The organism is Acinetobacter sp. 22301 (assembly GCF_052045285.1).
GTDB classification, from domain to species: Bacteria; Pseudomonadota; Gammaproteobacteria; order Pseudomonadales; family Moraxellaceae; genus Acinetobacter; species Acinetobacter pittii.
In genome coordinates this window covers 288,852-302,022 of record NZ_JBQEOR010000003.1, presented here as the reverse complement: position 1 = coordinate 302,022, position 13,171 = coordinate 288,852, and the positions used below count along the sequence as shown (strand labels likewise).

The window sequence follows — 13,171 nt, the reverse complement described above, 5'->3', positions numbered from 1 at the left end:
CGCTAGAATTTTATCAAGACCATTCACTTGATTGAATTATTCATGAAGTATTTAAAAGGTTTAGCCATCTTCACCGTTGTTGTTCTAATTTTATGGTGCTTTAAATTTTATGATCAGCAGCTACCCACACACACCCAGCAAGACAACATAGAGCTGTATGATTAAATAGTTTTTCTCAAAAATAAAAGGCATGCACTCACATAAGCACATGCCTTTTCAATATTTAAATTAGGCTTTCTTTAAATCGAGCTTTTTCAAAACTTCAGCCACAGCAATCATAGCAAAGCTTGAAGTCACCACTACCGCTGAACCATAGCCACCACAACGTAAGCCAGCTGATGGGCAGACATCCGCACTTGAAAATGGGTTATCGATTGAGTAAATACAGGTAATGCCAAATTTCTCTTTTGGCTTTTTACAGATGCCGCGAGCACGAAGTTGACTACGTAGCTTCGCTAACATTGGGTCTTGTTCTGTTTTTGATAAATCAGCTACGCGGATTTTAAGTGGATCGAGCTTACCACCTGCTCCACCCGACACAATTAAAGGAATTTTATTAAAACGACAATGGAGCATTAAAGCCAGTTTTGCTTTAACGTCATCAATACAGTCCAAGATAATATCGGGTACAGGATTTAAAAGTTCTGTGACATTCTCAGGGGTTAAGAAGTCATCAATAATATTAACTTTAATACGTGGGTTAATTTGGCGACAACGCTCCGCCATAATCTCAACTTTTTCACAGCCCAGAGTTGATGTCATCGCAGGTAACTGACGGTTCACATTTGATGCCGCAACCACATCCATATCGACTAATGTGATCTCACCAATACCTGTACGCGCTAAAGCTTCCACTGCCCAGCTGCCGACCCCACCAATACCAATCACCATCACATGACTTTTTTCATAGTGCTGGAACGATGAATTACCATAAACTTTGGCTACACCTGCAAAACGGCGGTCATATTCATCTTGTTGAAGATCGGTCATTTCTACTCTTTGGAGATATAAAACACGGAGAGTATTTTACTGCTTTTCAGAAGAAAGTGTATTTTAGATCAAAGAAAACTTGAGACTATAATATTTAAACTCACGACAAGTCTTATGATTATTAATCAAATTATACGGCTTAAGATTTAAACTATTGATTACTAGTGTGACAGGCGGCATGGATGCCGCCCAGTTGGGCTGCGGTATAAGGACATACCGTCAGCCCGACAAAGGATTTTTGTTACTTTTTATCCTTAAAAAGTAAGGATATGGCTATATACCCAACATTAGCTCATTCATATTCATTACAAGGCTGTACAAGCTTAGCCAATTTATGAAGCAATCAAATTTCGTAGTACATAATGCAAAATACCACCTGCCTTAAAGTACTCAACCTCATTTAACGTATCAATTCGACATAACACATTAAAGTGGCTCGCTACTCCATTTGGTCCTTTGACATCAACTTCAAGAATTTGATGAGGCTGAACGCCATCAGACAAACCTCGAATTGATATCACCTCATGACCAGTTAAGTTGACAGATTGTCGAGTTTGTCCATCAATAAACTGTAATGGCAACACTCCCATACCCACCAAGTTTGAACGATGAATACGTTCAAAACTTTCAGCAATGACAGCTTTTACACCTAACAAGTTTGTTCCTTTGGCAGCCCAGTCACGCGAAGATCCTGTTCCGTATTCTTTACCAGCAATAATCACAAGCGGTGTATGTTCTTGTTGGTAACGCATTGCTGCATCATAAATAGCGAGCTTTTCACCACTTGGCACATGAATGGTATTACCACCCTCTTCCCCACCAAGCATCTCGTTTTTAATACGAATATTGGCAAAGGTCCCGCGCATCATGACTTCATGATTACCGCGTCGAGAACCATAGGAGTTAAAGTCTTTTGGTTCAACACCTTGCTCTTGTAAGTATCGGCCTGCTGGGCTGTCTTTTTTGATATTACCTGCCGGTGAAATATGGTCAGTCGTTACCGAGTCACCAAGCACTGCCAAAATACGTGCCTGTTCAATATTTTTAATTGGTTTGGGCGGCTCACCAATGCCTTCAAAGAACGGCGGATGGCGGATATAAGTCGAATCATCAGCCCATTCATAAGTTTTACTTTTTGGAATCTGGATAGATTGCCAGCTTTCATCACCATCAAACACCGCAGCATATTCTTTATGGAACATCTCTGTATTTACTTTCTGTAAGACAGCATCAATCTCTGCCTGACTTGGCCAGATATCTTTTAAATAGACAGGTTGTCCATCTTTACCTTGCCCAATAGGTTGCGTAGTCAAATCGGTACGAATATTACCAACTAAACCATATGCCACTACCAAAGGTGGCGAAGCAAGCCAGTTTGTTTTAACTAATGGATGTACGCGTCCTTCAAAGTTACGGTTACCAGAAAGTACTGATGCAACATTCAAGTCATGGCATTGAATTGCATCTTCCACTGGCTCCGGTAGTGGACCTGAGTTACCAATACAAGTTGTACAACCATATCCCACCAAGTTATAGCCCAACTCATCTAAATACGGCGTAAGCCCAGCAGCCAATAAATAGTCAGTCACAACTTTAGAACCTGGTGCAAGAGAGCTTTTCACCCACGGTTTACGCTGCAAACCTTTTTCAATCGCTTTTTTAGCAAGTAAACCTGCTGCTAGCATTACACTTGGGTTAGAAGTATTGGTACAAGAGGTGATTGCCGAAATAACAACATCACCATGATTTAATGGATAAGTTTTTCCTTCAATCACGCAAGAAGGACTTTCATGTTGGATATTTGCTTTTTTTGCCTCGACAGCAGTACCGCCACCACCTTCATTTTCTAAACGTTCTTTCGCTTCTTTGGCTGGTTTTAAAGTTAACTCCATCAGCGCATTAAAGGTTTTCGGCACCTCTGATAAAAGCACTCGATCTTGTGGACGTTTTGGGCCAGCTAGACTTGCCTGAACAGTACTCATATCAAGACTTAAAGTATCGGTGAAAACAGGTTCATCCCCCGCATTACGCCATAAGCCTTGTGCTTTGCTATACGCTTCGACTAGTTCAATACGATCACTTTGACGACCAGTTAATTTCAAATAACCCAAAGTCACTTCATCAATCGGGAAGAAACCACAAGTCGCACCATACTCTGGTGCCATGTTGGCAATGGTCGCTCGGTCAGCCAGTGGTAAATCGGCTAAACCATCTCCATAGAACTCTACAAATTTCCCCACAACTCCTTTTTGACGGAGCATTTGAGTAATAGTCAGCACCAAATCAGTTGCCGTAATCCCTTCTGGTAGTTTTCCTGTCAATTTAAAACCAATGACTTCAGGAATGAGCATTGAGATAGGTTGGCCCAGCATAGCAGCTTCAGCCTCAATTCCCCCTACACCCCAACCCAATACACCTAAACCATTAATCATGGTGGTATGTGAGTCTGTACCGACTAAAGTATCTGGAAAAGCAAAGGTTTGTCCGTTGTCCTCACCTAACCAAACCGCTTGAGCCAAATATTCTAAATTAACCTGATGACAAATTCCCGTCCCCGGTGGCACTACACTAAAGTTATTAAATGCAGACTGTCCCCAACGTAAAAATTGATATCGCTCACCATTACGCTGCATCTCGATTTGTACGTTTTCTTCGAAAGCTTGATCATCGGCAAAATAGTCGACCATGACAGAGTGATCAATGACTAAGTCTACAGGAGATAAGGGATTAATTTTTTCAGGGTCGCCACCCGCTTGCGCCATCGCTGCTCGCATTGCAGCTAAATCAACAACTGCTGGTACACCCGTAAAATCTTGCATTAAAACCCGTGCAGGTCGATATTGAATTTCTTGATCTGAGGTGCGGGTTTTTAGCCATTCTGCTAAAGCATGGATGTGTTCGGTTTTAACGCTATGCTGATCTTCAAACCGTAATAAGTTTTCCAATAATACTTTTAAAGATTTCGGCAGTTTGGCAATATCCCCTAGCGTTTTCTCTGCTTGGGCTAAGCTAAAAATCTGATAATTGCTGGAACCTACTGTTAGCGTCTGTAAAGCATTAAAACTATTGATATTGCTATACTTAGCCATTGGGTTATCCTCCCACGTCTGGCAATGTTATTTTTCACGTTTTTACATGTTGTTTTCTTACTTTAAGCTTCTTTTTTAATCGCTGTGTTTTGTTTTAGTTACTATTTCTAATCTTTGATTTTTATTACGATAATTTCAATGCAGTAAGAGAGTTTTTCCACAGCAACTTAGCCAAATCTGGCTCTGGCATATTTAAATTTTCAGCCAGACTTTGTAAAACATAGGGCAAATTAACAGGGGTATTACGAGTACGCTGTTCTGTTGAGGTTTGACAGCAAAGCGGTGTCATATCTGGACAATCTGTTTCAATCACCAAGTGCTCTGCACCTATAGCCTGCACAACCGTATGAAGTTTTTTTGCATTTGGATTGGTAATCTGCCCCGTCACACCAATTTTAAAACCAAGCTTAATAAGACCCTTTGCCTCTTCTACTCCACCACTGAAGGCATGAGCAATTCCGCCAAACTTAAATTTTTGAGCTTTTAATATAGCAAGCACATCACCGTGCGCTTTTCGAATGTGGAGTAACACTGGTTTTTGGTATTGGGTTGCAAGCTCTAACTGAGCTGCAAAATATTGTTTTTGCTTTGCATATACATCTGGCTGCTTATGTTCTTTCAAGAAAGTATCTAAGCCAATTTCACCTACAGCCACGCAGTTTTCTTGCTGCAAGATTTGTTCAAGATGAGAAAGATGCTCTGGTTGATGCTGCTCAATATAAAATGGGTGTAAGCCTGGTGCTAAATAAGAAGTAGGCACATTTTCCCAACTTTTTAACTGATGATGAGTCTGCACCAACTCATCAAAACGTGACTGCACAAACCCAATTAAGACTAATGCATCTACACCCACTTTTTTAGCCTCGAGTGCTAGTTGCTGCCGATCTTCATCAAAATCGGCAACATCAAAATGGGTATGGGTATCGAACAAATGCATTAGCCAGCACTTTTTGCAACTGGTGCCGAAGCTGGTTTAGCTTTAGGCTGTGGCAAATATTCTTCTTTCAACACATCTTGTAATTGGTCATAAGGAATGACTAATCGAGGGAGTCCAACCACGTATGGGCCAATTTCATACTCACCGTATTGAAGGATTAAACCTTGCTCACCTAACAAGAAGTTATTAGATAATTTAAATGGCCATGCTTGTTCATAGTCAGCAACATTATCAGCCAATTTAGAGTCCATCACCCATGTCTTAAAGGCTTCATGGGCTAACTTCTCTAAAGCTGCTTTTTGCTGAGGACGTAATAAATCTTCAAGCTTAATTTGCTTTTGCTCTTTTAAATCAAAATTATAATAATGCTGTGCAGCAGAGCCATGAGCCCCACCTAAATAACTACTACTGTTAAGCACTACAGTTACAACTTTACCTTGAGCCTGCAAAATCTTAGGTTTAACTAAAAGATTAATCTGATGATTACTACTTAAAGCTTTTAATTCATTATCTAGATCAATAAATGAATTTGCATAGCGTTGCACCTGTGCATCAAAGCTATTTTTTTGCTCTGCACCCGCTACAGCTGAAGCTTCTGACTTTTGTTCCGTTTGCGTACTCTTAGCATCAGGTTCAGCAATTTCTAAAATTTGATTTAGTGTACTTAAGATTTGTTGATCTATAATTTTGTCAATAAAAGGAAAATTACTTTGTAAACGTTCAACTGTGAATTCGGGACAAGTTTTACCATCACAATCAGGTAAAACCACCTTACTAGGAATTGTTTCACCCTTCAAAGTCAACTCTACTGGCTTTTGTTCTTGAACAGTTGATTTCTGCTGCTCTTGAGAATCCTTAGGATCAGCTTTAGGTTGGCATGCTGCCAGAAATATAGCAGAAGCAAGCAAAGTTAATCGCAGTGAAGCTTTAGAAGATAACATCATATTTTGCCTTTTATTCTAAGGAGATTACGCTATGCCTTTCTAAGAAATTAGCGCATATAAATAGAGGTTGCAAATTCTGCTACCATCTTAAAACATTTGTTCATAAACCTCGGGTTGTAATATTTTTTTGGTCTGTTCTTTAGATAAATAAATATCGAGCTGTGGAGCTTCTTTAGTAATCTGGTTTGCCTGATAATGTAAGCCAACACCTTCACCATCAAAGAACCAATCTGCCTGCCCCCAATATAAAGTTTTTGGTGCTTCTTTCTTTATGTCAGCAGTCTGCTTTTTTAACCAGTCTTGATAGGCCACCTGCACCATTTGATGCACAGTAGTTTGTTGATCTTTTTTCAAAACATCTAACAAAGTTAAGCTCTTATGCAGTTTGCGGTCGGCCACAAAAAAGTAATAACGGTCTTTAATCGTGAGCTCTTCCTGCTTGGTATCAAGTCCTAATTGCAATAAAACATATTGGTTACGCTGCGATGCAATACGGGTATGAAGATGCAATTCATAAGCCCGATTCTTTGAATATTTATCTTGCCATTCATCAGACTTTTTAACATAAGCATTAATGGCTTGCTGCAAACTTAAGTCTTTTTTCAAATCAATTTGATCTTGAATTACTTTAGCCTGACTTTTCGCGATCCATTCATTTAGCCATGCATCTTGAGTCTTTATTGTTTGAATATCGACATCAATACAATTTTTCTTCTCACAAAATGGCAAAGCATAATCAGCTTTTACTTGTTGCAAGTTTAGAAATGGTAGTACTTCCGCTTTCTCTATATTTTGATTTTGGGTAGAAGCCGATTTCATTTGAGAAGATGATGAAGGTTGAAAGCTTTTCCAGACAAAAAGGCAAATAGCTAAAAGTAATATGATTACCGCAACTAAAAGTGCAATAACTGTCTTTCTATTCAAATTCATTTCATCATCCTTTCTTATTTTTCAAAACAAAACAGCTTCTGTTCGAAGCTGTCTGTCAAATCTTAAAGATTAGTGTTCACGCGTGTTACGGAACTGAATATCAGGCCAACGCTCTTGCATAATCTGCAAGTTGACACGACTTGGCGCAAGATAAGTTAAGTGACCACCACCATCGATAGAAAGCTGATCATGTGCTTTTTTCTTAAATTCATTGAGAATCTTATCATCATCACAATGAATCCAACGAACCGTATTAACACTTACAGGCTCATACACGCAGTCAACTTTGTATTCTTCTTTCAGGCGGTAAGCAACCACATCGAACTGAAGCACACCAACTGCGCCCACAATCAAATCATTGCTAATTTGTGGCATAAATACCTGAGTTGCGCCTTCTTCAGACAACTCTTTCAAACCTTTTTGCAATTGTTTTGACTTTAATGGATCTTTCAAACGCACACGACGGAACATCTCTGGTGCGAAGTGAGGAATACCTGTGAAATGTAGATTTTCACCACTTGTGAAAGTATCACCAATTTGAATTGTGCCGTGGTTATGCAAACCAATAATATCACCTGGCCACGCTTCTTCTAGATGTTCACGTTCACCCGCAAGGAATGTCAATGCATCACTAATACGAACATCTTTACCAATACGTACATGATTCATCTTCAAACCTTTTTCATATTTACCTGAGCAAATACGCATAAAGGCAATACGGTCACGGTGTTTCGGATCCATGTTTGCTTGAATCTTAAAGACGAAACCAGAAAAACCTTCTTCTTTAGCATCGACAACACGCTCTTGTGTTGGATGCGCTTTAGGTTCTGGTGCCCAATTCATAAATGCGTCTAACACGTGGTCAACACCAAAGTTACCTAATGCTGTACCAAATAGAACTGGAGTTTGTTTACCTTGTAAAAATAATTCGCGGTCCAAAGGCTCATTCGCCATCTGTACGAGCTCAAGTGACTCTTCAAAAGACGCCCAAGCCAGCTCACCTACTTTTTCACGGATATCTGCATGGTCATAGCCATCGCGTACTTCAATATCTGTAATAGTTGAACCAAAACCTGCTTTGTAGACATACAATTTGTTTTCAAGAATGTTGTATACACCAGTAAAATCACGCCCCATCCCTAATGGCCATGTAATTGGTACACAGCGAATATTGAGGACATTCTCAATTTCATCCAGTAACTCAAGTGGTTCACGAATCTCACGGTCCATCTTGTTTACAAATGAAATGATCGGAGTGTCACGCATACGACAAACTTCCATCAATTTGATGGTACGTTCTTCGACACCTTTTGCACCATCAATCACCATTAATGCAGAGTCAACTGCAGTTAGGGTACGATAAGTATCTTCAGAGAAGTCTTCATGTCCCGGTGTATCAAGTAAGTTAATGGTGTGACCTTTATAAGGGAACTGCATAACAGACGTAGTAATGGAAATTCCACGCTCTTTTTCCATTTCCATCCAGTCAGATGTAGCTGCGCGGTCAGATTTACGGCTTTTTACCATCCCTGCAACCTGAATTGCTTTACCCCATAACAGTAATTTCTCTGTCATGGTGGTTTTACCGGCATCGGGGTGGGAAATGATGGCAAATGTGCGGCGTTGAGCAACCTGTGCCGCTAACTCATCTTTAAAACTCATGAAATACACCTACTGCGGAGATTGCAGTGCCAAAGACCTAAAGTCGATCAAAATAAAAATTGGCGTAATTGTAGCAGATTTATAGAACTGTTTAATGATTGTTGATAAGCCATGAGTTACTCATAAGCTTTTTTGAGTATGTAATTTAACTTCTTAGAAATTTTACAATTAAAAAAGCCCACCTTTTTATAGATGGGGCTTGATTAAGACTTAATAGAATCTTTACGCCAATTTCTTTTCTTCAATGAATTGAACATCTGCAATTTGTGCATCCCAGAACTCATTCCATAAAGCACAGTAATCAATACATAACTTGGTTAAGCTTTCATAATCATCTTTTGTAATTGCTTGTGCTAATGCAAACCACAAGTCATCTTCATGATCGTCATCAGCGGCCTCAGATGTTTCATCCGTAGATACCCCATGTACATGGTAATAACCACCACCTTCAACATCGATATTTACGAATTTGGTTGCTTGACGTAATGGAGGACTAAAAAGAATGACTTCCTCCTCTGCAACAGCTAATAATGCCACGACATTAATATAACTATCATAAGAAGATTCTAAAAATGATCTAACCTGATCTGCAAATTTTGATGGTTTATAATTACGACGGTCAAGTTCCGTTAAACCATAATCATTAAGTAAATCTTCATATAAAGGATAATGAGCATATTCAGGATTACCCAGATAGTAATTATCTTTGTCTAAACCAGGGCGAAAGCCAAACTCATCAAGTATATTTAAACTTAATAATACCCGTGGATACATCTTCGCTCCAGAGTGGAGTTTAGGTTCCAATTGTTTTGTTAAAAATTGAGCCTTTAATAGAGCGTCAGTAAAAATTTGTACAATCGCATGACGATATTCTAAATGGATAAGAGTCAAACGTTGTTTATCAAGATATCCACCGTTTAACAGCTCAATAGCAGGATGATTACAAACTGGTAACTCTGCAATTGTTTTTCTTAACTGTTTAAGAAATTGTAAATTTTCATCCCATTGTTTTGCAGGAATACTATTTTTCATCCCCTGCAATGCTTTTTCTCTTGGATTATTAAAGTCTTCAAATTTTTTTAACATAATGATTCTCTGTAAAAAGTTTTTCTTATAGTTAAGTTATAGGCTCTCTCTTTATTACAATTTTGCATTCAATTGCTAAAATAAATTCCGCACACCCATACTTAACAAGTTGATACTATGTGTATTATCTCAACAAATCAACGGATTAATTAATAATATTTAAAAAAGTAAACTATTGCCAATTAAATATATAATATGTTGTTTTTTAAATTAACCAAGCTATTGAATAAATATAATTTTTTAAATACTATAAAATAAGTTTTATTTAAGCTTATACACTTTACAATAGCAAAGTTAATCAAAAAATATCCGCAACGGGGAACCCGATGACAAAAAGAGAAACTATTATAACAACAGCAACATCCCTCTTTAACCAAAAAAGCTATACTTCTATTGGTATTGATCGCATTATTGCTGAGTCAAATGTTGCAAAAATGACTTTTTATAAATACTTTTCTTCTAAAGAAGCCTTAATTGAAGAATGTCTTTATAAGAGAAATTTAGAGATCCAATATTCAATATTGGAAAAAATAAAGAATACCAACAACCCTTTGATTAAATTAAAAAAGATATTTAATTGGTATATCGATTGGATTAATACAGATGACTTTAATGGCTGCTTATTTAAAAAAGCGACAATAGAAGTCATGCAATTGTACCCTTCTATTAAGCATCAAATTAATGAATATCGGGAGTGGATTTACTCGTTAGTTTTCTCAGCTCTTTCAGAGTTAGAAGTAGAAAACACAAAAATTCTAACAGGGCTCTTTCTTAACATCGTAGATGGAATCATTATTGACGGCACTATAAATAAAGGAAAGATTAATCCAGAACAAACGTGGTCTTATATAAACAAAATTATTGAATTAGAAACAGTTCGAGAGTATGCAACTATTTAATTTATAAATTAATTAAATATTTATATTTTAATAAAGATAAAAAGTATTTTTAATTCGGTGGAGTCTACCCTCCAACTCCACCAAAAATCCATTCACTCCCTAAAAATTAATATTTTTATTTAGTTCTATCTTCATTAATTTCAATTATTATATAAACTTCATAATACTTTATAACAATCCTTTTCACCTCTTATATTTTATAAAATACAAACATCAATTTATTAGTATTACTTTATACTTGCAGTATATATTCATAAATTATTATATGTAAAATACTCAACTAACTGAGAAGCTGATACTATTCACTACTACAAATATATAGGTGTATTTTAGAAGATAAATTTATTTTAATTAATTGTTCTTTAAAGATAAAATTAAAAGGAAATGTTAGGTTTAAAAATCGATATAGAAAAGATTAAGCGAAGTGAGCGCCTTGAGATTCAATCAGTTGATCGACATGAACAGGCATTCCTAATAAATAACCCTGAAATTGCTGACAACCTAAACGGGTTAAAATCTCAACTTGCTGTTGAGTTTCCACCCCTTCCGCTGTTACGGTTAAACCCAACTTTTTAGCTAAATGTATTATACTTTCTAATATAACTTCTTCTTTTGAGCCTGGTTTTAAGTCAACAATAAAACCACGATCAATTTTCAATTCATCTACAGGTAAATCTTTTAAATATAAAAAGCTTGAATGACCTGTTCCAAAATCATCAATTGCGACTCGAATGCCCATATCACGTAGTCGCTCACAAGCTCGAATACTTAAATCGATATGTCGCATTGCTGTTGATTCAGTAATCTCAACAATTAAGTGATGAGGTTGAATTTGATATTTTTTCAATAATGCTTCGAGTGTACTAAATAATTTTTTATTTTCGAACTGTAGTGCAGATAGGTTTACTGCGACTGGATAAAATGGGGTGTTACTGCGTTCCCACTCTTGAATTTGCAGGCAAGCTTGCTCAAGTGCCCAATATCCCATTGGAATGATCAAACCCGTTTTTTCTGCACCTTCTATAAACATATGCGGGGTGAGTATTCCTAAAGCTGGATGATTCCAACGGATTAATGCTTCAACGCCACAGACCTCAAGGTTCGTATTAAATTTTGGTTGGTAATATAGGATGAACTGCTTTTCTTCTACGGCCTTATAAAGATCATTGATTAGTTTTGACTGACTTCTCGTTTCTTGTTGATGGGTTGAATAACTAAAGATGGTGTAAGTATTTCGGCCTTGTTCTTTAGACATGAGCATCGCGGCATCAGCGTTCATGAGTAAGTCCTGAACATTTTGTCCGTGCTCAGGAAATAGTGCCACTCCTAAGCTTGCAGAGATATTAATTTCTTTACCAGAAATCTGATAACTCTCTTGAATCAGCTGTAAAACTTTCTCAGCCAAAATAACTGCTTCATCGGCATTTGTATTTTCGGCAATAAGCAAAAACTCATCACCGCCAATTCTAAGCAGTTTGCACTTCTCATTGAGTTGCCAATGTAAGCGGTTCGCCATCTGAATAAGTAATTGATCACCCACATGATGTCCAAATGCATCATTCACCGATTTAAATCGATCTAAATCAATGTATAAGAAAGCAATTTTCTGGTCTTTGTATCGATGATCTGAAAGTAATACTTCAGCATAATCCACTAAATAAAGGCGGTTAGGTAATTTGGTTAAATTGTCTTGTATAGATAGGTTAGCTAATTCTTTATTTGCCTTACGCAGCTCTAAATTCTGTTGAGTAAGGCGTTGCTCTAACATTGCAACAATAAAACTTGCTACGAGTACCAAACAGGTGACTAGAATAATTGTGAATAATAATAAGTCATGTTCAGCCTGATATTGGCTAATAAATTTATCAGTAATATTCGTCGCAATAAGCGCTGTATAGTGCATCCCCATAATGCTTAAGGTCATCATAACCGAAAATGCGATTTTTAAAGTTAAGCGATATCGTTCGGTGTCTTTTAATTTATAGGCTAATAAAAACGCTAGCCCTGAACCACTCATCGCAATTAATACAGAAAATAAAAGTAAAAACGAAGTGTAATCTTTTTTATAAACATTAATATTCCAGCCCAGCATGCTAATGTAATATGAAGCTGAAATTCCGATTCCCATAATAATCGAGCTCAAAATGAGTCTAAATAAAGGGAGTGTAAAACGCGAAGTCAACCACATCGCAATGCAAGATAACAATGCACTAATAGCATAAGATATTGCAATTAAAGGCATATTAGAGTGAGCTGCATCAAACAGATGATAAGCTTGTATACCAACAATATGGACGATGCTAATTGCTAAGGCGAGTAGCAATCCATTAATAAATAAAATTAAGGACTCAAATTTCTTATAGACTTGCTTGAATATTAGCTGCTCCATGGAAATTACAATATAACAAATGAAGCCAGCTGCAATAAAAGAGCCGACGATCAATGTGCTATCGTAATCAACATGACCCATATTGGACTTCCATGATTATTCAATACTTTTTTTTATTTTGTTCAACTCATTGCCCAAAATACAATTAAACATGTTAAAGAAATTTTAGTAAATTTGACTTATTCAGTCAGTTATAAACAATAACATTATCTATCTTTTGGTCAAGTATTTTTTACTTTATAAAT

At 37.1% G+C, this 13,171-nt stretch carries 10 protein-coding genes; 2 read left to right on the top strand and 8 right to left on the bottom strand.

From position 1 onward, the window contains the following. Window positions 1-42 precede the first annotated feature (42 nt). Window positions 43-165 (top strand): hypothetical protein, encoded by a 123-nt coding sequence (locus ACTJJH_RS07880; RefSeq protein WP_206238117.1) that lies wholly within the window; start codon window positions 43-45, stop codon window positions 163-165. A 63-nt stretch (window positions 166-228) separates the two neighbouring features. On the opposite strand, the gene ACTJJH_RS07875 is transcribed toward ACTJJH_RS07880, so the two are convergent. The 7 genes from ACTJJH_RS07875 to ACTJJH_RS07845 form a co-directional block, all read right to left on the bottom strand. Beyond that, window positions 229-990 (bottom strand): tRNA threonylcarbamoyladenosine dehydratase, encoded by a 762-nt coding sequence (locus ACTJJH_RS07875; RefSeq protein ID WP_440600965.1) that lies wholly within the window; start codon window positions 988-990, stop codon window positions 229-231. A 332-nt stretch (window positions 991-1,322) separates the two neighbouring features. Beyond that, window positions 1,323-4,079: an aconitate hydratase AcnA gene (gene acnA, locus ACTJJH_RS07870; RefSeq protein ID WP_440600964.1), complete on the bottom strand. Its 2,757-nt coding sequence runs from the start codon at window positions 4,077-4,079 to the stop codon at window positions 1,323-1,325. A 124-nt stretch (window positions 4,080-4,203) separates the two neighbouring features. After that, on the bottom strand, window positions 4,204-5,016 hold the full coding sequence (locus ACTJJH_RS07865; protein WP_019767987.1) for a TatD family hydrolase: 813 nt from the start codon (window positions 5,014-5,016) through the stop codon (window positions 4,204-4,206). Continuing rightward, the gene (locus tag ACTJJH_RS07860) at window positions 5,016-5,957 is read right to left on the bottom strand and encodes an RsiV family protein (protein WP_440600980.1); all 942 of its coding nucleotides are present in this window, start codon (window positions 5,955-5,957) and stop codon (window positions 5,016-5,018) included. Before ACTJJH_RS07860 ends, ACTJJH_RS07865 begins: the two co-directional genes overlap by 1 nt. Window positions 5,958-6,047: 90 nt before the next feature. After that, window positions 6,048-6,890, bottom strand: a complete 843-nt coding sequence (locus tag ACTJJH_RS07855) for a hypothetical protein (RefSeq protein WP_005066206.1) — start codon at window positions 6,888-6,890, stop codon at window positions 6,048-6,050. Window positions 6,891-6,959: 69 nt separating this feature from the next. Beyond that, a complete protein-coding gene (locus ACTJJH_RS07850; protein ID WP_204085841.1) occupies window positions 6,960-8,552 on the bottom strand; it encodes a peptide chain release factor 3 in 1,593 nt (530 codons plus the stop codon). Window positions 8,553-8,774: 222 nt separating this feature from the next. Beyond that, a complete protein-coding gene (locus ACTJJH_RS07845; protein WP_005066203.1) occupies window positions 8,775-9,638 on the bottom strand; it encodes a hypothetical protein in 864 nt (287 codons plus the stop codon). Window positions 9,639-9,964: 326 nt separating this feature from the next. Between ACTJJH_RS07845 and ACTJJH_RS07840 the strand changes: the two genes are divergently transcribed. After that, window positions 9,965-10,537: a TetR/AcrR family transcriptional regulator gene (locus ACTJJH_RS07840; RefSeq protein WP_069036446.1), complete on the top strand. Its 573-nt coding sequence runs from the start codon at window positions 9,965-9,967 to the stop codon at window positions 10,535-10,537. A 415-nt stretch (window positions 10,538-10,952) separates the two neighbouring features. Here the strand turns inward: ACTJJH_RS07840 and ACTJJH_RS07835 are convergent, their stop codons facing one another. Beyond that, window positions 10,953-13,007: an EAL domain-containing protein gene (locus tag ACTJJH_RS07835; RefSeq protein ID WP_440600963.1), complete on the bottom strand. Its 2,055-nt coding sequence runs from the start codon at window positions 13,005-13,007 to the stop codon at window positions 10,953-10,955. Window positions 13,008-13,171 lie beyond the last annotated feature (164 nt).

Bases quoted from the DNA above. Each gene is read 5' to 3' on its own strand.
- ACTJJH_RS07850 (WP_204085841.1), bottom strand. From the start codon at position 8,552: ATGAGTTTTAAAGATGAGTTAGCGGCACAGGTTGCTCAACGCCGCACA.
- ACTJJH_RS07880 (WP_206238117.1), top strand. From the start codon at position 43: ATGAAGTATTTAAAAGGTTTAGCCATCTTCACCGTTGTTGTTCTAATT.
- ACTJJH_RS07845 (WP_005066203.1), bottom strand. From the start codon at position 9,638: ATGTTAAAAAAATTTGAAGACTTTAATAATCCAAGAGAAAAAGCATTG.
- ACTJJH_RS07865 (WP_019767987.1), bottom strand. From the start codon at position 5,016: ATGCATTTGTTCGATACCCATACCCATTTTGATGTTGCCGATTTTGAT.
- ACTJJH_RS07835 (WP_440600963.1), bottom strand. From the start codon at position 13,007: ATGGGTCATGTTGATTACGATAGCACATTGATCGTCGGCTCTTTTATT.
- acnA (WP_440600964.1), bottom strand. From the start codon at position 4,079: ATGGCTAAGTATAGCAATATCAATAGTTTTAATGCTTTACAGACGCTA.
- ACTJJH_RS07860 (WP_440600980.1), bottom strand. From the start codon at position 5,957: ATGTTATCTTCTAAAGCTTCACTGCGATTAACTTTGCTTGCTTCTGCT.
- ACTJJH_RS07855 (WP_005066206.1), bottom strand. From the start codon at position 6,890: ATGAATTTGAATAGAAAGACAGTTATTGCACTTTTAGTTGCGGTAATC.
- ACTJJH_RS07840 (WP_069036446.1), top strand. From the start codon at position 9,965: ATGACAAAAAGAGAAACTATTATAACAACAGCAACATCCCTCTTTAAC.
- ACTJJH_RS07875 (WP_440600965.1), bottom strand. From the start codon at position 990: ATGACCGATCTTCAACAAGATGAATATGACCGCCGTTTTGCAGGTGTA.